This window comes from Chryseobacterium sp., from assembly GCF_045629545.1.
In the GTDB taxonomy this organism is placed as follows: domain Bacteria; phylum Bacteroidota; class Bacteroidia; order Flavobacteriales; family Weeksellaceae; genus Chryseobacterium.
The window spans coordinates 1-22,821 of record NZ_JAZQRK010000054.1; the positions used below are offsets into that span (position 1 = coordinate 1).

Here is a 22,821-nt window from a genome sequence, read left to right on the forward strand (position 1 = left end):
CTTTAAAGTAATTTCTTTATCGCTTACAATTTTATAATCTACACCATCTTTCCATTGTTGTGCAGCAGAAGGATTTGATGCCGCTTTATCAGATTTTCTTACATCAGTATCATGTTTATTTGCTTCTGTTGTGGCAATTCCTGCTTCTTTTTGCTGATGTTGGTGGTCATCGTCAGAATAAGTAGGATAAGCTTTGCCATCATGAAAAGCAGAATACACTTTATCTACTTGAAATACATTTTTATGCTGGGTGTGTTTTTGTCCAGCATCTAATAACAAACCTTGGCAAAATTGATTTTTGGTTTGTAAGCCATCAAGTGTAATAGTAATATCTTTTCTTTCGTCTCCCGCAATAATGGCAAATATATGAACTGTTTTATCGATTCCACCCGCAGGTTTTGTTTCATCAAAAATAACTAATGGATCTCTTTCTTTGTCTTCTTTATCTTGAATAGTAATTTTAGAATACCCACATGGATCGAACTCTTTTTTAGTATATTTTATATCTCCAATGTACTGTATCATATTATTTTTTTCTTGCTCAATACGAGTAAGATAATGATCCATCAATTCTTCGGAAACAATAAATCTACTAGAAATAGATTTTTTATCATCAATATCTTTCAAACCTAGAACTTCAGAGTCATATTCTACTAAATCATCTGTAGGTTCATCAGCAAAATTTCTATAATTTACTCTTTCTTCTTTCGAGTTTGTTCCATATACCATTCCTAGCTCTTCCCAAACTTTATAAATTTCTAAAACTATTGTAAAGTTTTTCTTTGAAGTTTGGTCTTTCTTCCATTCAACATCTATTGGAAATGAAGTTTTGTAATATGTATTATGATTACTGCTGTCTGTACTAGACTGCGAAATAGAAAAAACCTTAGGTTTTTCCCATAAATTTTTATCCTCAAAATCATCAGTTTCGGTAAGACCTTTTGCTATTTCTTCTTCCAATAAGTAGAGCTTCCCTTTATATTTGTTCTTTTCCTCCAAGTTATAGCCATGTAGCATGATTTCAAGATTCATAGAATCCCCATAATGTCTTACTTCTTCACTTTTATGAAAATAAGCATATGCTATATTTGAAGTTGTAACTGGAACAATGTAAAAATAAAAACCAGTACCTGGATTTTTACTGAAAAGCTCAATTCTTTGTTTGAAACCATAATAATAACTGTATTCTGATGGCTTGAAAATCAAACTTTTTCCTAATTTATACTTGTTTCCAAGTGCATACTTGCTTATATTTTCAGTTCCGCCACTTAATGAACCCCATAGATTTTCTGTAATACTTTCTTGTTTGGCTTTTTCTAACCTTTGAAAAAAGAAGTCATAAATAATCACCTTGGTAATTTTTTGGAATAAAATAATTGGGTGCAGATTGTTCTATACTCTGAAATTCTATAATAAAAGAATGATAGTCGGTAGGTATTTTTTCAATTTTTTGAGTACCAGAAAACCTTAATGGACTTTATTAAGGAATTACAGATAAATATAAATCCACGTCTTTGAGTCTATAATCTCCGTAATTGATAAATTTTTTATGATAAAATAAATTCCAAAACCAATCGTTAAACAAACTATTTTCTATTTGTTTTTTATTTTCAAATTTAGAATCTACAACAGTAAAAAAATCATATAATATCTCGCTTTGATACTTTTCAGAAATCTTCTTTTTTTCAGATTTCCATCGTTCCAAAACTTTTTTATAATTTAATATTTCGTTTGGAGTGAGACCTTTTTCATTCAATTCAACTTTCAGAGGATAAATTGATTTTGAAATAGAATTTGCAATTATTTCATTGATAAAATCTGGCTCATGTTGATTAAAATAGATACTCTCTTTACTGATCTCTAATTCTCCAATTCCATTGTTAAAATTGAGCTGGGCAGTTGCTATATAATCCACTCTTTTATCTGGAATAGGTAAATTATCATTGAAAAACTTGATGGAAACTCCATATTTTCTAGGCTTCAGACCCTGAGGTTTTATTTTAAGATTGTTGAGCCGATCTTGTATTTCCTTTTTTGATAGCTGAATTTCCGACATTGTGTTTTTAATAATTTTCAAATTTAGCCAATTTCTCAAATTGTAGACAAATTATTTAATCATACACAAGATTATAGTTTATTTCATTCCATAAAATATTGTAATCTTAGAATAAAAAAACCGAATCAAATTAATGCTTCGGTTTTCTGTAATTATAATATTAAAATAGGAAATTATTCCCATTCTATGGTTGCTGGTGGTTTGCTAGAGATATCATATGCTACTCTATTAATACCTTTTACTTCGTTGATAATTAAAATTTGATTTTTTATAAAATTTGATTAGTAAAAAGAATCATAACCATATGATTATCTCTTGGTTCCTTAAATATAATAAAAAGTTTGTCTTTTGCCGTCATAAGGTTCCAAACTAAATATTGTGTTTTAGTATCATCCCTTACTAAATCCATTTCACCCTCATTTTTTAAATAAATAAATGATGTACCTGCTCGAATATTTTCATTATCTGTCCAAACTGTTTTATAACTTTTAAAAAAAGTATCATATATTACATCAGCATCTTTACCAGTTGGAATTTCCCTTTTTTCTTTCGTTTCGTTATTCGTAATAATGTAATAGACATATTTAAAATGATATTTTTGTTGTGTATCTTGCGATTTACAAAAAAAACTTAGTAATAGTAATATCGGAATTAAAAATATTTTCATATAAAATTTTATGCATCAAATATAAACTTTTAACAATAAGATTAAAAATTTTTATAAAAAATAGTAAATTATTCCCATTCTATCGTTGCTGGTGGTTTGCTAGAGATATCGTATGCTACTCTATTAATACCTTTTACTTCGTTGATAATTCTACTAGAAACAGTATCCAAAAATTCGTAAGGCAGTCTGCTCCAAGTTGCAGTCATAAAGTCGATTGTATTTGCAGAACGAACTATAGCTGTATACTCATAAGTTCTTTCGTCACCCATTACACCTACAGATTTTACAGGAAGTAAAACTACAAATGCTTGAGATACTTTATCATAAAGATCATTTTTGTACAATTCTTCGATGAAGATATCGTCTGCCTCTTGCAAGATTCTTACTTTTTCTTCATCTACAGCACCCAAAATTCTGATTCCTAATCCTGGACCAGGGAAAGGGTGTCTGTGTACCAAGTGAGATGGAATACCCAATTCCTCACCTACTCTTCTCACTTCGTCTTTAAATAATTCTCTTAAAGGCTCTAGCAATTCAAAGTCCATTTCTTCTGGAAGTCCTCCCACATTATGGTGAGATTTTATCACAGCTGAAGGACCATTTACCGACTGACTTTCGATAACATCTGGATAGATTGTACCTTGAGCCAAGAATTTAGCGCCTTCTATTTTGTGAGACTCTTCATCAAAAACGTGAATAAACTCGTTTCCGATAATTTTTCTCTTTGTTTCTGGATCGTCTACCCCAGCCAATTTAGACAAAAATCTTTCAGATGCATCTACTAATTTGATGTTCATATTGAAGCTTTCGCCATAGTTTTTCATTACTTTTACATCTTCGTCTTTACGCAAAAGTCCTGTATCAACGAAAATACAATGTAATTGATCTCCAATTGCTTTATGGATAAGTACCGCAGCTACAGAAGAGTCTACACCACCAGAAAGACCTAAGATCACTTTTTGATCTCCAACTCTTTCCTTAATCTCAGCAACAGTTTTGTCGATATAGTTGGTTAGTTTCCAATTTTTCTCAGCGTTACAAATTGGGAAAACAAAATTCTCTAGCATTTTTGCTCCTTCCTCAGTATGCGATACTTCTGGGTGAAACTGTACACAGTATATTTTCTTGTCTTCGTAAGACATAGAAGCTATAACGCCAGATTTAGCATTAAGATCAAAACCCGCAGGCATTGTTGCCACTTCGTCGAAATGGCTCATCCAAACTACAGAGTTCTGAGAAACTCCTTTTAATAAAGAACTCTCTTTGATGATTTCTAAATGAGCTTTACCGTATTCTCCTTTTTCCCCTTTATCTACTTTACCGCCCAAAAGATGAGCAGTAAGCTGCATCCCATAGCAAATACCCAAAACAGGGATCCCTTGGTCGTACAATGCAACATCTACAAGGTGTGCATTTTCTGAGTTTACAGAACTTGGACCACCAGAAAGAATAATTCCTTTTGGTTGTTTTTCTAAAATTGTTTCTAAAGGTGTATTGAATGGTAAGATTTCAGAGTACACGCCCATTTCACGGATTCTTCTTCCGATGAGTTGGTTATACTGCGATCCGAAATCTAATATAATGATACCGTTGTTCATTTTGTAATTACTAATTTATTTCTTCTGGGTTTAGCCCGAAGTGATGATATTATTTGCCTTTTTGAAACCTATTTTTAGTATGAACTAATCGATGGTTTTCTATCGAGACTGCTCTTGTAATGTAGCAGAACATTATTAGCCCTGATGGAAGCGGCATCCTTTTTATGATGGCTGAGCGGAGCCGAAGCCATCATAAAAAGATATAGCGTACAGCAGGTTCTCGGCTTCTAAAAAAAATGCCCCGAAAGATCGGAGCAGTATATTAAAATTTTCCGATATCTTCTCTGTAGAAACTATAATCGAAATGTACATGAGATGCGTCTTCGTACACTTTCTTACGAGCTTCGTCGTAGGTAGCGCCTGTGGCAATGATGTTGAGCACTCTACCGCCGTTAGATACTATTTTGTCGCCACTTTTTACAGCGCCAGCGTATAGTAATTGACTGTGTTTTACTTTCTCTTCACCTACAATCTCGAAACCAAGTTCCATATTTCTAGGATAACCACCTGAACACATTACTAGACAAACTGCTTTTTCGTCTTTAAATTTAAGTTCGATGTTTTTACCATTCATACAATCGTTGATAACGTCTAGGATTTTGTTTTCCATCAATGCCATCAGTACTTGAGTTTCTGGATCTCCGAATCTCATATTGTATTCTAGTAAGTACGTTCCGTTTTTAGTAATCATCAATCCGAAGAAGATAATCCCTTTGAAACTGAAACCTTCCGCTTTCAATCCTTTGATTGTAGTTTTAAGGATATTTTCCTCGAAATCTGCGTAATGCTCCTCGGTAAATTCGGGGCTTGGCGCTACAGATCCCATACCACCTGTGTTGGGACCAGCATCTCCGTTACCTGCTTTTTTGTAATCTTTAACAGAAATACAAGGGAAAAGATTTTCACCGTTAGAGAAAGCGATGATAGACGCTTCAAAACCTTGTAAAAATTCTTCGATAACCAAACGAATTCCTGCATCACCATAGATTCTACGGATCATAAAGTCGTGGATTGTAGCTTCTGCTTCTTCTAAAGTTTCGCAGATTACAACACCTTTACCACCTGCAAGACCACTCGCCTTCACTACTAATGGATATTCTTGAGTTTGGATATACGCTTTAGCATCTTCATAAGAATCAAAAACAACTGCTTTAGCCGTTTTTATATCATAGGTTTGCATAAATTTCTTAGAGAAAGCTTTACTTCCTTCAAGACTTGCTACTTTTTGGTCTGGACCAAAAACTTTAAGATCGTGTTTCTTGAACTCATCTCTCAATCCTGCTACCAATGGAGCTTCTGGACCTACGATAGTAAGATCTACTTTTTCTTTTATTGCAAAATCTCTAAGCTCTGTAATAGCCGACAGATTCACGTTTTGTCCGTATTTATCTGTAGAAGCATTACCGTTAGCAAAAAACATTTTAGTAACTCTAGCATCTTTAGTTAGTTGAGCTGCCAATGCAGACTCTCTTCCGCCTTCACCTATGATTAATATTCTCATACTTTTATTTAATTATCTAGTCTATTATTTACAAATATATAATTTTGAATGCTATAAATACAATCTCAATATAACAATTTTCTGATTAAAAGTTTTTTTTATATAATAAATAGAAAAACGACATGCTTACCCAAAAATGTAATAAGCATAACACTTTTCCGTTATATATTAGTGAAAGAAATGTCTTATCCCTGTGAACATCATTGGAATTTTGTGTTCGTTGGCAGCATCTATACTTTCTTGGTCTTTCATACTTCCTCCTGGTTGGATGATTGCTGTAATACCTTCTTGAGAGCAAAAATCTACCACATCACGGAAAGGAAAAAATGCGTCTGATGCCAATACCAAATCTCCAGAGAATTTTTCTTTTGCTCTTTCAATAGCTTGTTTTGTAGCCCAGATTCTGTTTACTTGTCCACCTCCAATACCGAAAGCTTGTACACCGTTAGACACTACGATAGCATTGGATTTTACATATTTCACTACTCTCTGAGAGAATAATAATGCTTTCTTTTGTGCCTCTGTAGGCTGAGTTTCGGTAACCACTTTTATATCTTCGGAGAAAATAGAATCGTTATCTTGTACCAAGATACCACCATCTACTTTTACCCAAGTTTGCTTGTCTGATACAGGGTTTACGATTTTGATGATTCTTAGGTTTTTCTTTTTTCTTAAAATTTCTAATGCAGCTTCGTCAAATTCTGGAGCCATTACAATTTCCAAGAAAGTTTTGTTCAATTCTTTTGCAGTTGCTGCATCAATAGTATAGTTCATTGCAACAATGCCTCCGAAGATAGAAATTGGGTCGCACTCGAACGTTTTTGCATACGTTTCTAATGCTGTAGTACCGATAGCTACTCCACAAGGTGTAGAATGTTTCACTGCACAACAAGCCATTTCTTCTTTGAATTCTGTAACCACTTTCCAACAAAGATCCATATCGCGAAGATTATTGAATGAAAGTTCTTTCCCACCCAATTGTTGGAAATCCTTCATTGCACCATTTTCGAATGTAGATGCATAATAAGCAGCTGATTGATGAGGGTTTTCTCCGTATCTTAGGTCTGCTACTTTTTTGTAAGAAGCACTAAGGTAAGTAGGATAATCCTCGTCTAGCAACATCCTAGAGATGGCTGCATCATATGCGGAAGTAAGATTGAATACTTTTCCTGCTAATTTTTTTCGAGTTTCAAGTTGAGTATCTCCATTAGCTTCCATCTCTGCTTGCACTTTTTTGTAGTCTTCTGCATCTGTAATTACTGTTACAGAATCGAAGTTTTTGGCAGCAGAACGTAGCATAGAAGGACCACCGATGTCAATAAATTCTACCTTTTCGTGTAACGGAATATCTTTGTTCACATTCTCGAAAAAAGGATAAAGATTTACAATTACCATATCAATCAGACCAATATTGTGCTCTTGTACAGTTTTCATGTGTTCCTCGTTGGAACGTACAGCTAATAGTCCACCGTGTACTTTTGGGTGAAGAGTTTTCACTCTACCATCTAGCATCTCTGGAAAATCGGTCACCTCATCGATTTGGATAGGATTTAACCCAGCATCTTTCAAATGCTTGAATGTTCCTCCAGTAGAAATCAACTCATAATTTTGGGCTTCCAAAAACTGCGCGAATTCCGTTAATCCGCTTTTGTCAGAAACACTGATCAAAACTCTCTTACTCATAGATTTTTTCGTTTTTTTTTAATGAAAACCGCAGTTGCGGCCTCCATTCACTTTTTACTTCACTTTTTACTTTTTACAGTTATTTCAAACTGTATCCCGGTTCTTTCACCTCCGGAATTACTTTTCATTTATTTAGATCTTTCAATTTTTTCGAAATAATTTTTCAATCTAAATGGTCTTTTTTATAAACAATGCAGTTAAAATTAATTTATTGTAAGTTACTTTTATATTGCATGGCTGTTGAGAATCTTATTGATGGCTTTCGGGAAAATTTCAAATTCTACAAGATGAATCTTCTCTGCTATGGATTCTGCTGTGTCCGTATCGTCTATGGCAAAGCCTTCCTGAAGGATGATTTCGCCTTCATCGATGCCAGAAGTAACGTAATGTACTGTAGCACCGCTTTCTTTCTCTTTAGCTTCAATCACCGCATGGTGTACATGCATTCCCCACATTCCTTTGCCCCCAAATTTGGGAAGTAAAGCTGGATGGATATTGATGATTTTGCCTTTCCATTGTTCGCAAAACTCTGGTTTTAGAATGGATAAAAACCCTGCTAAAACTATAAGATCTGTATCTTCTGGAATAATCTGAGCTAATTCTGAACTGAAATTTTTTCCTTTTGGAATCAATTCTGATTTTATATGATGTTTCGCTGCTCTTACCAACCCGTAACATTCTCTATCGGCAACAACTAAAGATACTTTTGCATTTTGGATTTCTCCGCTTTGGCAAGTATCTATAATCCTTTGGAGATTAGAACCCGAACCTGAAACTAAAATAACTATTTTCTTCATTAATAAAATATTACTTTGCTGTATTTGCTCTAGCCCCGATTGTAGCGGCATCCTTTTTACAACGGCAGAGCCGGAGCCGAAGCTATTATAAAAAGATACAGCGGAAAGCGGGAAAAAGCTTCTAAAAATTCAGCTCTATTTTTTCTGCGCCTTCGGTAATTTCTCCAATTTCGTAGGCATCATCTAGAAGATGAAGCACTTTTTCGGCACGGCTAGCATCTACCACCACGATCATCCCCACTCCCATATTGAAAGTACCGAACATCTCTTCGCGCGCTACACCACCTCTTTTTTCTAACTCTAACATTACGCTAGGAATCTGAATTTTTGAAGCATCAATTGTAGCACAAAGTCCGTCTCCGATGATTCTAGGAATATTCTCGTACAAACCACCACCTGTGATGTTTGCAATACCTGCAACTTGTACTTCTTCTATTACTTTGTGGATGTCTTTGTAGTACAATCTTGTAGGTACTAAAAGGGTTTCGTATAATGGTTTTCCTTCAAACTCTTCCTCGAAATTCGGGAATACTTTTCTTACTAATGAAAATCCGTTGGAGTGAAAACCAGAACTTGGCAATGCAATAATTTTGTCTCCAGGTTTGATTTTTGTGCCATCGATGATTTGATCTTTCTCTACGATACCTACACAGAAGCCAGCTACATCATAGTCACCAGGCTTGTACATACCTGGCATCTCAGCAGTTTCTCCACCTATCAATGCACAGTTGTTATCTTTACAAGCAGCTACCATACCTAATACGATCTCTGCAGCAATTTCTGAATCTAATTTGCCACAAGCCAAATAATCTAAGAAGAATAATGGTTTTGCGCCATGACAAAGAATATCATTGGCACACATTGCGAAACAGTCTACACCAATTGAATCATATTTTTTTGAATCTAAAGCTACTTTAAGTTTGGTACCCACACCGTCCGTACCAGAAACTAATACAGGATTTTTGTATCCTCCAATTTCATAAAATGCCCCAAAACTTCCCAAATGATTTAGCACATTTGCGTTGTGAGTTTCGCCCACCGCTTTTTTGATCTTATCCACGGTTTTGTAACCTTCTTCTTTGTCTACTCCTGCAGATTTGTAAGTGTTGCTCATGTTATATTTAGATTTTTTTTATATGCTAGATTTTAGACTTTAGATTTTCATCCCACTGGTCTATCCTCAGTATTCTTTTTATAAGTTTTTACCTTCTAAAAAAAGAAAATAAAAAAGCCGACAATCTTGTAGATTGTCGGCCATATGTTATCTGAAATTTTCAGTGCCCACAGTTTTGCCCTTTTTTGAAAAACGTTTTTGGGAAGTGGAGTGAAGCTTCATCTTTATTCTTTTTGCAAAAATAGTAATTTTAAATTAATATGCAATTCTATTTTGCTAAGATTGCCTCAAGATCAGAAATCTTGCTTATTTTTTCTCGTAACTCATTATCTTTCTCGTCGTTAGATATCTTCTGGTTTTCTTTATCAAAATTATCTCCGAAGAACGGAAGAGAAAATGTTTCTACAATATTACCACCGTGTAACGGAAAACGCTTTGTAGCTGCCTCCAAAACTCCTAGTCCACCTCTACCACCAGGCGATGTAGACATCAAGAACATTGGGATATTATTATAAACTGCTCTATCTTTTATTCTTGAAGTCCAATCGAAAACATTTTTAAATGCCGCAGAATAAGTACCATTATGTTCTCCTAACGATATGATAAGTAAATCTGATTGATCGATCATGCTAGCAAAATCGTGTGCAGCCTGTGGAACTCCGCTTTCTACTTCTATCTGATGCTTGTATATTGGCATTTCGAAATCATTCATGTCTACAATTTCTACTTCTGCATTTTCTATTAGTGATGACGCATAAGTTACCAATTGTTTATTGATAGAAACATCGGAATTGCTTCCAGCAATTGCTAAAACTTTCATAGTTTATTTTTTATATTTAAATTAATATCCAAATTTAGTGTATTCATCCAACAGATTAGCCAAGATGCACCACAAATTATTGCTGAATTGCTCCTCCACTGGTTGGTTTATATCTGAGACAAATTTATATCTTAATCATTTGCAAAAGGTTGATCTAGGATAAGAAAATAGCATCCTCAACTTTTTTACTAATTTTTAATCTGACTTCTTATCTTTAAATTACTCAAATACAAAATATAAAAAGTATTCAATCGCAATATAAGGTTGACTATTTCTAATTGACCTCAGAATGGGGTTGTGTGAGATGCAACCCGACTTGAGCGGAAATCCTTTATTTCAGTGCGCTTCGAAAATAAAGATTGGGAGCGGAAGGCGGAAAAGTTGCCTAAAAAAAGATATCACTACATTTCTTGTAATGTTTTTATTTCTTCTTTTTTAATTAACAACATTGTTGCTGCGGATGCTATAAGCATACAAATACCGCCTACAACTACATAGTCTATTGCCATTTTGTCAAAATATTTGCTAACTATTGGACCTCCGAAAATACCATTGATGATTTGTGGTATTACAATGAAAAAATTGAAAATACCCATATAAACTCCCATTTTTCTTTGCGGAATGGCGTTAATAAGCATTGCATACGGCATTGCCAAAATACTTGCCCATGCAAAACCTAAGCCTAGCATAGAAATCCAAAGCATAGAAGTATCTTTAATAAAATACATGGAAATAAGTCCGAAACCTCCAGATAATAATGCAAGAGCGTGGGTTTGTTTTTTCCCAATTGCTTTTGCTATTGGTGTTAGAAGAAATGCAAATGGAATTGCAAATAGATTGTACAAGCCAAATAAATGCCCTGTAAGATCTCCTGCTTTGTTGAATTCTGGAGAGTGAGTATCTTCTGGTGATAAACCAAAATGATGTGTTGCCAAAGCATTGGTGGTGAAAACCCACATTGTAAATAATGCAAACCATGAGAAAAATTGAACAACGCCCAGTTTTTTCATCAGTACAGGCAATTTGGCAAAATCTGAAAACATATCTGAGAATTTCGACTTTTCTTGTTCTGCATCATCGCTTGCAAAATCGGCAAATTCTTGAGGAGAATATTCTTTGGTAGAAATTATGGTATATAAAATAGTAGCAATTAAAACAGCAGCACCAATGTAAAATGCGTAAATCACGTTGTCGGCAACAAATCCTTTTTCGGCAATATTAGAAACGCCTAATTTCGTTAACCAATTTGGCATTTCTGAACCAATTACAGCACCAACACCGATAATAATAGTTTGTACAGAAAAACCAATTGTGCCTTGATGTTTTGGAAGCATATCGCCCACCAAAGCCCTAAAAGGCTCCATAGCAATATTAATAGAAGCATCCATCATTGCTAGAAATATAACTGCTAAAACCAAAACACTTGCAGCCAGCATTGTGGTTGCTGATGCAGCGTTGGGTAATGCGACCAAACCGATAGCACACAAAACTGCACCTAATAAAAAGTATGGTTTTCTTCTTCCTAAAAAGTTCCAGGTGTTATCGCTCATATGCCCAATAATTGGCTGTACGATAAGTCCCGTGATAGGTGCAACAAGCCAAAACCAAGATAGCTGATGAACGTCTGCACCAAAATTGGCGAGTATTCTACTAGCGTTTCCGTTTTGTAAGCCAAATGCCATTTGTATCCCTAAAAAACCCATGCTCATATTGATAATTTGGGCCATGGAAAGATTTGGTTTTGTTTTATTTGCCATTTTTTAATGTATGATTTTTTATAATATCAGAGTATGAAATATCTTTTATTTTTCTTTTTTTAATGTTTCGAGATATAACGTTTCTATGTCAGATTTTGATTGTACAACTTCTTTTGTTACCTCATTTTGAACCGTCATAGAGAGAACATATTGTTTTATTTTCCAAGTTTTTCCTACTTTTTCTAAAACTCCAGATCCTCGACAGATTTTCATTAGGGTATCTAAAAGTTCATCAAACCAAGCCATTTTACCATCTTTAGAGATATAGATATTTCTTTTTACAGAGGTGAAATTCCATGCTTTTCCTTTGTCAAAAAAAGGTTTTGCAAAATGCATAAATGCTTTTTTATCCCAAATTTCGGTTGCATCGGTACCTACATAAATAGATTCTTCTGCAAAGAGGCCGAAATAATTTTTAAAATCTGCTTTGGAGGCAAAAATATTTAAATCGTCTAAAATTTTGCTTACGCTTTTCTTCTCAACAATATCGTTGGAGCTTTTATTTTGAGCATTTATGCTTAAAACAAATAGTGAGAAGATAAAAATTAAAAAATGTTTTTTCATTTATTATATCTAATTTTAAAAAGATTCCTTAGAATGACAAGTTTTTTATTTTAATTCTAAAATTAAAGATGATTTTGCTGGAATTATTGTGTTACCTTCTGGATTTACTGAAATTTCCTTACCCGAAATTACATCTTTACCTTTAGAAATTCCTTTTAAATTTTCTGAAAATCTTTTAAAATCTATTTTTTGTTCTTTATCACTATTATTAAGAATGACCATTACGCTTTCTTTTTCATTATAACGGAAATATGCATAAACACCATTTTCTGGAACATAATGTTTCGTCTTCCCCGAATGAATAACGTCTTTAGTTTTTCTCCAAGTGAGTAATTTTTGTGTAAAATCATGATATACTTTTTGTTCTGCAGTTTGAGATGCAGGATTGAATGCATTTTGAGCATCATATGCCCAACCACCTGGGAAATCTCTTCTGATATCTGCATCGCCACCTTTTGCTTTGTCGCCTGCAAGACCTACTTCTGAACCATAATATAACTGTGGAATACCACGCACCGTAGAAATAAGAGACATTGCTAATTTGTATGATTTCGGATCGTTTTTAAAAATCTCATTGAATCTTGGGGTATCATGATTTTCGAAAAATACAAGCAAATTATTGATATCTGGGTAAAGAAAATCGCTTGCAAAAGAATTATATATTTTCACCATTCCTTTGTCCCAGCTTTCTTCTTCACTCAATGCTTTTGGAAGTTCTTCAAACAAAGGAAAATCCATCACGGCAGGAAGATTAGAATTGTATCCATCAATAGCACCAATTTTTGAATCTTTTTGCCAATATGAAATAAAAGCAGGATTCGACATCCAAGCTTCGCCTACAATATTGAATCTTGGATATTCTGTGGTTATAGCTTTTGCCCATTTTGCCATCGCTTCTTTATCATTATACGGATAAGTATCTACACGCAAACCACCCAATTCGGCATACTCTATCCACCAAATTGCATTTTGGGTAAGGTATTTTTGTACCAGTGGATTGTTCTGATTGATATCTGGCATTGTAGTATCAAACCAACCATCGAGTGCATATTTTTTGTCGATCTCCGTAGAATTGGTATCAAACTGTGTGGTGGTTTTATAGTTGGAACGATGAAAGCCTTTTTCTCCACCTGGGAAATTATGTATCCAATCTTTGGTAGGCAAATCTTTGATCATCCAATGAGAAATCCCCCAATGGTTAGTCACATAATCCATTACCAACATCATTTTTCTTTGGTTGAGTTGTTGCGATAGTTTTACATAATCTTCATTGCTACCATATCTTTCGTCTATTTTGTAAAGATCTGTTTGTGCATAGCCATGATAAGAGTATACTTTTTCGTTATCTTCATTTACAGGCGTAAGCCACAATGCGGTGACCCCAAGATTTTGTAGATAATCTAGATTGTCTGAAATGCCTTTCAGATCGCCACCATGTCTTCCATTGGGTAAAGATCGGTTAGCTTTTTCGACTAGATTTTTGCTTGAATCATTTTTTGGATCGCCATTCGCAAACCTATCTGGCATAATGAGATACATCACATCTTTTGAAGTAAAAGATTCACGGTTCGCCGAGTTGGGTTTTCTATCTTTTAGCTCGTATGTGTAGGTATCTATAATCTTAGAATCTTTCTTTATATTGATCTTAAATTTTGAAGTTTTTACCTCATCTGTGTTGATGGTAACAAATGCGTAATTCGGATTTTCTACTTTCTGAATGCCTGTGATGGTGATACCATCTGAAAGTTCAATCTTGCTGTTTGCAATATCTTTTCCGTAAACTAAGATTTGAAGTTCGGGGTTCTTCATACCCTTCCACCAAAAAGCTGGCTCTACTCTATCTAAAGTTTTTTGTGAAAAAACACAAGTAGAAATCAAAAGTGAGAATGCGATATATTTGTTTTTCATATTATCTTTATTAAATGTAAAAGCACAATTATTCTGTATTGAGAATAGTTGGGCGCGAGCGAAGCGAGCGCCAAAACGCAATAAGTGTACAATATAAGAATCTCTAACCAATTTTCTGAATTTTGACTGAATTTACAGTGGTTTTTATTGAAAAAATCCGTTATTGGTCGCTACTTGTATGATGCGCCCCAGCTTGAGCGGAACTCTTTTTTTGTAGCCGGAACGAAGTGGTAGGCTACAAAAAAAAGTGAGAGCGGAAGATGGAAATTGGCGCCCAAAAATTGAGGATTCCTGCATCTTACGTTCTCACTTGCTAGATGATAGAGTTATATAGGCTTTATAGAGATGGCGAAACCACCACTTCTTACCATTTTCATATTGATTTTTGATTTGCTCGTAATCTGCTTTTTGTAGATATTGTAACTTTGCGGATTATTGATATAGTCTGCATCTTTACCATCTTCATAGATTGTAGCTTCGTATTTTTTGCCTGCATCCAAAAATGAAAAATCTAGGGTATAATCTCTTTTGTTTTCGTCTGTAATCCCTCCGACAAACCAATTTTGAGTGCCTTTGGCTTTTCTAGCGGTTACCACATAGTCTCCTGGTTCTGCAGAAAGAATTTTGGTATCGTCCCAATCTGCTGCTACATCCTTAATGAACTGAAATGCATCCATATGTTTTTTGTAGTTTTCTGGCAAATCTGCTGCCATCTGAAGTGGCATATACATGGTAACATATAGTGCCAATTGCTTAGCCAGAGTGGTTTTCACAAAGCGTTTGTCGCCTGGGAAATAATAGTCTAGTTTGGTCTGGAAAATCCCTGGAGTATAGTCCATAGATCCTCCCATCCAACGCGTAAATGGTAATATGGTCTGATGGTCTGGATTATTCCCACCAAACGCCTCATACTCTGTACCTCTAGCAGCCTCCGCAGAGATATAGTTGGGAAAGGTTCTGCTTTCTCCTGTAGGACGCATAGACTCGTGAGAGTTTACCATAATCTTGTAGTCGTTTGCTTTCTCAGCAATTCTATAATAATGGTTGATCGTCCATTGAGAATAATGATGCTCCCCACGAGGAATAATATCACCTACATACCCAGTTTTTACAGATTTGTATCCATATTTGTTCATCAGTTGAAAAGCTTTATCTGCCCATCTTTCGTAGTTTGTTGCCGAACCCGAAGTTTCGTGGTGCATAATAAGATTTAAACCTTTAGAATGTGCATAATCGTTCAGCATTTTGATATCAAAATCTGGATAAGGCGTTACAAAATCGAAAACAAACTCTTTTGAGTGCCCAAACCAATCTTCCCATCCTGTATTCCATCCTTCTATCAATAGACCTTGGAAACCATTCTCAGCAGCAAAATCAATATATTCTTTCACTTTTGCATTATTGGCTGCATGTTTACCATTGGGTGTAAGTGTAGTAAAATCAGTTTTACCAATATGCACATTATTAGATGTAGAGTAAGCCCACTGAGATTTCCCAATTATCATTTCCCACCATACACCCATATATTTTGTTGGTTTGATGTAAGACGTATCTTTATATTTTGTTGGTTCGTTCAGATTAAAGATCATCTTAGAATCCATCACTACTTCTGCTTTTGGAGAAACGATAATTGTTCTCCACGGAGTAACCGATGGGGTTTGTATATATCCTTTCGCTCCTTGCCTATCTGCAGTAAGATGAGTTTTAAATTTAAATTCATTGGTATTTACTTCAAGATGAGAAACGGGATAATTGAGAACTGCAGCCTCAGCAACATTGATATACAATGGTTGCTTGCCCTCTTTCTTTAGCATTAATGGAGATTGCACTGCATCTTTTATTAAAGTTTGAGAAGCATTAGAATCAAAAGCTTTCTCCCAACGTGCGGGTATTTCGGAAACATTTGTTTCTTGATATTGGTATTCTTGAGAATCGTAGTCGGCAACCATCCACCAAGCTTTCATATCCGACGGGAAATCAAATTCTGTATCCTCCTCACGGATGATAAAATAGTTGAGATTGTTTTGCTGCGGAAATTCATATCTGAAACCCAAACCATCGTTGAATAGTCTAAATTTTATTATGATGCTTCTCTCTGTAGAAGCCTGATCTAGTGTAACTGCCATCTCATTATAATGATTGATGTAGTTTTTCTTTTCGCCTAATATGGGCTGCCAAGTTTCGTTTTTTGAATCTCTTTTTTCTGAGATTTTTGTAAAACCATTGTTGAGGTCAAATTTTGCATCTTCAGGTTTTGCAATTTCTGAAGCAAATTTTATAGAAGTATCTTTAAATAATCTTAGTCCTAATTTTGAATCTTCTACTACAATCGCACCGTTATATTTCAAATTATAAAAAGGAACGCCTTGTTTCAACTGAAAATTCATTTCAAATTTTCCGTCTGGAGATTTCAAAGACTGTGCATTGGCATTTGCAAACATCATGGAGAACAATATTGCTCCGATAGTCATTTTCTTCATATTATATTATTTAAACGTAAAAAAATAAAAAAAGTGCTGCTGTAAAGCAACACTTTACTCAATAATCTGAGATATTCTAAAGTTTCGTCACCGTCAATTTGTAATTAGCTGAATTGTGCAAATCTAATTCAATTTTATAATTACCAGCTGCCTGTACCTTATAATTAGGATCATTTGTAATGGTAGATTCAGCACTAAAATAAGTCATCACGCCTTTTCCTGAAACAAGTGTTTGTTCAGCAGATATTGGTTGAAATTTCAAAGCCCAATCATCATTAGCTCTAAACTTGAATCCACCATTATTACTAAGTGCAATAGAATTGATAACATATGTTTTTGTAGCAGGATTATAAACTAGATCCGTATCTGAGTTCCACCCTGTAGGTGTAGCATCACCAATTACTCCAAAATTTGCTACTACATCAGAATAGGTATTGGCAACCCAATCTACCTTAATGTAATGAGTACCTGTAGTTGTTGCAACGATATCGCTGCCATCTCCTACTAATTTTCCTGTTTTTGTACCATCATCACCTTTATTACCGGGCCAATCTTGATTGACAGTAAATTTATATTTTGAATCTTCGTTGCTTATACTTGTAATATAGATAAACCCTCTATATTTTTCGTTCTTCTCTGGAGAATATAAATTGGCTGTATTGGCTGGTGACCAATTATCATAGCCTGCAGCTGCTCCATAAGCTCCTGGTACATTTATTTTAGGATAAATAAGATCCGGATTTGGTGTAAAAGGAGTGACAGATAAATCGATTGCATTAGAGTAATAGGCAGAAGAACCCGTATTCGTTTTTAACCTAGCTTCAACTTGATTGATTGCATCTGGATTAGCTCCTAAATTGAACATCAAAGTGTTTAGAGTTGCATGAGTAATGGCCATATTAGCTTTACCATCTTCTATGTCTACAGTTTTACTATCTTTAAAATTTTTACCTTTAATGCCAAATTCAATCTGTTGTTTCGGAACTATGGCAACATCAAAAGTTGGTTTTGCCCAAGAAAAAGTAACAGCTGTTTGCTCAGAAATAATTTCACTCAAAACAATAGAACCCTTATCAGTAGAAAAAGTACTTTTACTAATCTCTGTAAGCGTTACAATATCTCCATCTTTTTCGCAAGAAGTAATGAAAACTCCTGCAAGTAGAATAGAAATTATATTAATAATTTTTTTCATTTAATTTAATTTTTAGAATTAATATCCTGGGTTTTGAACCAAATTAAAGTTCACTACTAGATCATTATTTGGAATAGGGAATAGATTTCTGTATTCTGCTACTGCTGCTCCATCTTTTACATTACCCTTCCACGGCCATAGATAAGATGAAGAAGTGAATTTTCCGAAACGAATAAGATCTGATCTTCTTGTCATCTCCCAAGATAATTCACGTGATCTTTCATCTAAAATAAAATTAAGATCAATAGTAGATACTGGAGAAGCATTTGCTCTAGTTCTTAAAGCATTAATATATCCTACAGCTGTTGGCATACTACCTCCACCACCTCTAAGAACAGCTTCAGCATACATAAGATATACATCACCTAATCTGTATAGTGGCAAATCTGTATCTACCCAATTGTCATGCTGACCAGCTATACCCGTACTGCTAATATTCTTATATTTCACAAACGCATAACCATCTGTAAAACTACCTAAATCATTAATTTCTAAATTTTGACCAGCTGTATAAAAATTCCCTCTTACATCTGAAGGTTCAAACTTTTGAACAAAAGCTTTCGTAGTACGGATTCCACCCCATCCACCAGTAACTCCATAATTTGCTGGAGCCATACTACCGCCAATAGCAGCGTGTACTAAAAATGTAGTACCACCGTTAGTTTGTGTACGTACCCCATCATATACTACAGATAATATATTTTCTGAATTATTAACATTATTATCCGTCAAGAATAATTTTTCGTAATTATTATTTAAAGTATATCCAGCAGCAATTACTTTGTTACAATTTTCTATAACGTCTGCGTATCTTTCGGTATTATTATAAACTTTAGAGTTCAAATAAAGTCTAGCCAATAAGCTCCAAGCTGCCGCTTTATCTACTCTACCATATTCGTTAGATTTTGCTTCTTTTAGAGTTTCTGCACAGGCTTTAAGTTCATTTTCAACATAAGTAAATAATTCTGCTCTTTGTATTTGTTTAGGCAACGTTCCGAAAGTAGATTCATCTACAAAAGGTACATTACCGTACATATCCAATAAATGGAAATAGGCTTGAGCACGTAGGAATCTAGCTTCTGCTCTCATAGTTTTAGCCTCAGCCAAATTAGTTCCACTGATGTTATTTTGGCCTAATTTTTCATCAGTAGTATTTTTTATGAATTCGTTGCAGAAAGCTATTTCTGTGTATATCCTATAATACATAGCATTATTAAACTCATTGGTAGGTGTCCAAATCATTTTATGAAATTCGTGCAATGTACCATCATTCCAACCAATCACTGCCTCATCAGTAGTAATTACATTCATCATGTATAATAATCTCATGTAATTGGAAAAACCACCGTCAATATCTGCGATATCACCCAGACCATCACCAGAAGTTTGTCCACCTACTGCTAAACCTCCATAAAGTTTTGCTAATAGGCTTTTGTAATTGTTGAAATCTTTATATAAAGTAGCTGCCGTAATTTCTGTGATAGGTTCTTGTTTTAGATCATCTATACAAGATGTCAATGTAAGCGTTAAGCCTAAAAATGCTGCGGCAATTGACTTACCTTTTATGTTGAAATTTATCATTTTTTTTCTTATTAAAATTGAAAATTAAGTCCTAATGAATACACTTTTGGTCTCTGATAGAAACCATTATCAATGTTTCCAAATATTTCTGGATCCACGCCAGAATACTTTGTGATAACAAATACATTTTGAGCCATACCATATACTCTAAGGTTGCTTCCTTTACTGAATATATCATTAAAAGTGTAACCTAGTGTAAGATTATCCATTCTCAAAAACGATGCATTTTCTATAAAAATATCACTCCAGTATTGAGGAGTTTTCAATCCATAATCTGCAGTTGTACTTGCTATATTTTGCAAAAACTCATTGGTTCCTATACTTTGAACATTAGATTGAGATGCAAAGTTGTTGTATACATAATTACCTATCACCGCTCTTAAGGTGGTAGAGAGATCCCAATTTTTTAATTTAAATTTTGTACTAAATCCTAAGGTAGCATCTGGAGTTGTTGATTTGAAAAAATATTTGTCTGAAGTAGATATTTTACCATCGTTATTACGATCCACATACACTCCTTCTAGTGGTTTTCCATTAGTGTCATAAACTTGTTGATAAACATAAAATCCTAAAGGATTATAACCTACTTGGTTCGCTTGAACATAATTACCTACACCTCCAGAAATTACATTACCTGCATTCATAATGTAGCCTTCTGCAACATCATTAAAATTAGTAACTATTGGATTATATTTTGAGGCATTAAAACTAAGATCCCAAGTAAAGTTTTCATTTTTGATTGGAGTAGAATTAATAGAAAATTCAATACCATCAGTTTCCATTTCACCAATGTTTTTAATATTTTTATTGCTGAACTCTCCTGCAGGAACCTGAACAGATCCTAATAAATCTTTAGTTTTTTTCTTAAACCAATCTACAGAACCAGTAATTCTGTTATTAAAAAATCCGTAATCTATACCTGCATTTATCGTCTCGGTAGTTTCCCAAGTAAGATTTGGGTTATACTGAGTAGGTCTGTACATTGAATAGTACTGATTTCCAAAGCCATATTGTGATGAAACGTCTGAAATGTTGTATGATGCAAAAGAATTGTACCAAGTACCTACTTCTTGCTGACCTGTTTGTCCCCAACCAGCTCTTAACTTCAGATCTGAAATTGTATTAGAATCTTTTAAGAAATTTTCGTTTTTCACTTTCCAAGCTCCAGAAAAAGCGGCAAATGTACCCCAGTTGTTTTTCAAATCAACACCATTGTAAAAACGAGATGAAGCATCTCTTCTTACTGATCCCGATAATATATATTTGTCGGCAATTGTAAAAATTGCTCTACCATAAAAACTTAATAAAGTAAGTTTACCTTCAAAATTATTAGAAGGTGCTAACACTCTTGTAGGATTTCCGTAATAAGTAGTTGCAGAAGGAATTTTATCATGAAACTGTTGGTAAGAATATCCAGCAATTAGATCAACCTTGGTATTAATTGCAGAGATTTCCTTGATGTAATTAAAATAGGTTTCTAAAAGTCGGTTACTCTTCTCTTGTGTATAATCTCTTCTACTGCTTACATCTCCAGAAGCCAACATACTTGCGTAACCAGGAAATTGTGTGGTAGCTCCATTTCCTTTTTGGTAGTCATACCCACCATTCACATTAAAATGCAAATCTGGTAAAAAGTGGAATTTATAGTCTAATTGCAAGTTACCAATAGCTCTGAATACTGTAGAAACATCTCTTTTTCCATATAAAGAAGCAATAGGGTTTCTTGTAGCGTTAACATTTATACTATTACTATTCTGCCACCATTCCCAATAATTATTTACTTTATCACCTTGAGCAGATTCATCAAAAACAGATTGTGTAGGATCAAAAAACTGAGCTGCACCAATTACTCCTGCATTAAAACGATTCTCTGTCATCGAACCTTTAATATTAGCTGTTACACTAAGGTGATTGTCAAAAAACTTAGGTGTAAGATTTAATCCAACTGAAGTTCTTCTAAACTCATTTGTTCTTACAATTCCATTTTGCTCATTGTATCCGATTGATAAACGGTATGGAAGTTTTTTTATACCACCGCTAATTGATAGGTTGTTATCGGTACCCCAAGCTGCTTGATAGATTTTGTCTTGCCAGTTGGTATTTGAACTACCCAACTTATCAATATAGTTTTGAGATGCATTATTCTTTACAAATTCTCTGAATTCGTCTGCAGACAATACATCTAAATTTCCCATTTTTGTAGAAACCGAAGCCGTAGTAGAAAAATTCACTCTTAATTTACCACTAGAACCTTTTTTTGTGGTAATTAAAATAACTCCGTTGGATGCTCTGTTACCATATATTGCCGCCGCAGAAGCATCTTTTAAAACGTTAAAGGATTCTATATCATTCGGATTGATAAGTGCCAAAGCATTTGAAGCACCTGATAATCCTCCAAAATCCATTGGGATACCATCTATTACAATCAAAGGATCGTTACTTGCAGATAAAGAAGCACCACCACGGATACGAATTGTTGAACCTGCACCTGGGTTACCTCCGTTTCCAGTAACTGTAACACCCGCTGCTTTTCCTTGTATCAATTGATCTGCTGATGTAGATCCACCATTAAAATCTTTTGCTGTGATGGAGGAAATAGATCCCGTAAGATCTTCCTTCTTCTGTTTTCCATATCCTATCAGTACCACCTCTTCAATTTTCTTCTCTTTTGTTGTAGAATCAGAAACTTGTGCATGCATCATTGTACTTGATAATAGAAATGCAGGAGCGATTTTTAAAATAGTAATATAATTTCTCAAAATATTTTTTTTAAGTAAAATTCAACACATATTAACTTTATGTTAACTGTGCTCGCAATTTATAAAAATTTCATAATTTTTAACACATCAAATATTTTACTAAAAATTGATGGAAGATTATTACAATAAAAACCAATAACAAACTGATTTTCCGATATTTAAATAATTATAAAAACTGTTACACCTTATTTAGAAGTTTAAAAAAGTTAAACAACTGTTTAACTAAATTACTGTTTAATTTCCAAATTTTGTAGTATGTATGATGATAAGTAGAGACTCATCCTATTTATTTTCAACTTTATCAACATATTATTAAATTGCCCATTTTATGAGAATCCAAACTG

General features: G+C 34.2%; 15 protein-coding genes and 2 pseudogenes. All 17 read right to left on the reverse strand.

From position 1 onward, the window contains the following. A pseudogene (locus tag ACKI42_RS13360) lies at positions 1-1,350 on the reverse strand (hypothetical protein); the annotation flags it as partial. Positions 1,351-1,480: 130 nt separating this feature from the next. Next, a complete protein-coding gene (locus ACKI42_RS13365; RefSeq protein WP_407406075.1) occupies positions 1,481-2,056 on the reverse strand; it encodes a hypothetical protein in 576 nt (191 codons plus the stop codon). A gap of 173 nt (positions 2,057-2,229) precedes the next feature. Then, positions 2,230-2,310, reverse strand: a pseudogene (locus ACKI42_RS13370) (hypothetical protein); the annotation flags it as partial. A 14-nt stretch (positions 2,311-2,324) separates the two neighbouring features. Further along, complete coding sequence (locus tag ACKI42_RS13375) at positions 2,325-2,723, reverse strand: hypothetical protein (protein ID WP_407406076.1); 399 nt, start codon at positions 2,721-2,723, stop codon at positions 2,325-2,327. Positions 2,724-2,791: 68 nt separating this feature from the next. After that, positions 2,792-4,321, reverse strand: a complete 1,530-nt coding sequence (gene guaA, locus ACKI42_RS13380; protein ID WP_407406077.1) for a glutamine-hydrolyzing GMP synthase — start codon at positions 4,319-4,321, stop codon at positions 2,792-2,794. A 262-nt stretch (positions 4,322-4,583) separates the two neighbouring features. Further along, entirely contained in the window at positions 4,584-5,822 is a 1,239-nt protein-coding gene (gene purD / locus ACKI42_RS13385; protein ID WP_407406078.1) for a phosphoribosylamine--glycine ligase, read from the reverse strand. A gap of 168 nt (positions 5,823-5,990) precedes the next feature. After that, positions 5,991-7,505, reverse strand: a complete 1,515-nt coding sequence (gene purH, locus ACKI42_RS13390; RefSeq protein ID WP_407406079.1) for a bifunctional phosphoribosylaminoimidazolecarboxamide formyltransferase/IMP cyclohydrolase — start codon at positions 7,503-7,505, stop codon at positions 5,991-5,993. Between the two features lie 224 nt (positions 7,506-7,729). Next, on the reverse strand, positions 7,730-8,302 hold the full coding sequence (purN, locus tag ACKI42_RS13395; protein ID WP_407406096.1) for a phosphoribosylglycinamide formyltransferase: 573 nt from the start codon (positions 8,300-8,302) through the stop codon (positions 7,730-7,732). Positions 8,303-8,423: 121 nt separating this feature from the next. Next, positions 8,424-9,416 carry a phosphoribosylformylglycinamidine cyclo-ligase gene (gene purM / locus ACKI42_RS13400; RefSeq protein WP_407406080.1) on the reverse strand — a complete coding sequence of 331 codons (993 nt, stop codon included), beginning with the start codon at positions 9,414-9,416 and terminating at the stop codon, positions 8,424-8,426. 268 nt (positions 9,417-9,684) lie between these two features. Next, complete coding sequence (locus ACKI42_RS13405; RefSeq protein WP_407406081.1) at positions 9,685-10,236, reverse strand: NADPH-dependent FMN reductase; 552 nt, start codon at positions 10,234-10,236, stop codon at positions 9,685-9,687. 401 nt (positions 10,237-10,637) lie between these two features. Continuing rightward, a complete protein-coding gene (locus ACKI42_RS13410; RefSeq protein WP_407406082.1) occupies positions 10,638-11,993 on the reverse strand; it encodes an MFS transporter in 1,356 nt (451 codons plus the stop codon). A 45-nt stretch (positions 11,994-12,038) separates the two neighbouring features. After that, the gene (locus ACKI42_RS13415; RefSeq protein ID WP_407406083.1) at positions 12,039-12,557 is read right to left on the reverse strand and encodes a nuclear transport factor 2 family protein; all 519 of its coding nucleotides are present in this window, start codon (positions 12,555-12,557) and stop codon (positions 12,039-12,041) included. A 45-nt stretch (positions 12,558-12,602) separates the two neighbouring features. Beyond that, positions 12,603-14,465: a glycoside hydrolase family 13 protein gene (locus tag ACKI42_RS13420; RefSeq protein WP_407406084.1), complete on the reverse strand. Its 1,863-nt coding sequence runs from the start codon at positions 14,463-14,465 to the stop codon at positions 12,603-12,605. Between the two features lie 326 nt (positions 14,466-14,791). Then, positions 14,792-16,945, reverse strand: a complete 2,154-nt coding sequence (locus ACKI42_RS13425) for a glycoside hydrolase family 97 protein (RefSeq protein ID WP_407406085.1) — start codon at positions 16,943-16,945, stop codon at positions 14,792-14,794. 76 nt (positions 16,946-17,021) lie between these two features. After that, complete coding sequence (locus tag ACKI42_RS13430) at positions 17,022-18,137, reverse strand: SusE domain-containing protein (RefSeq protein ID WP_407406086.1); 1,116 nt, start codon at positions 18,135-18,137, stop codon at positions 17,022-17,024. Positions 18,138-18,155: 18 nt separating this feature from the next. Further along, entirely contained in the window at positions 18,156-19,718 is a 1,563-nt protein-coding gene (locus ACKI42_RS13435) for a RagB/SusD family nutrient uptake outer membrane protein (RefSeq protein WP_407406087.1), read from the reverse strand. An 11-nt stretch (positions 19,719-19,729) separates the two neighbouring features. Beyond that, entirely contained in the window at positions 19,730-22,477 is a 2,748-nt protein-coding gene (locus ACKI42_RS13440) for a SusC/RagA family TonB-linked outer membrane protein (protein ID WP_407406088.1), read from the reverse strand. Positions 22,478-22,821: the final 344 nt, after the last annotated feature.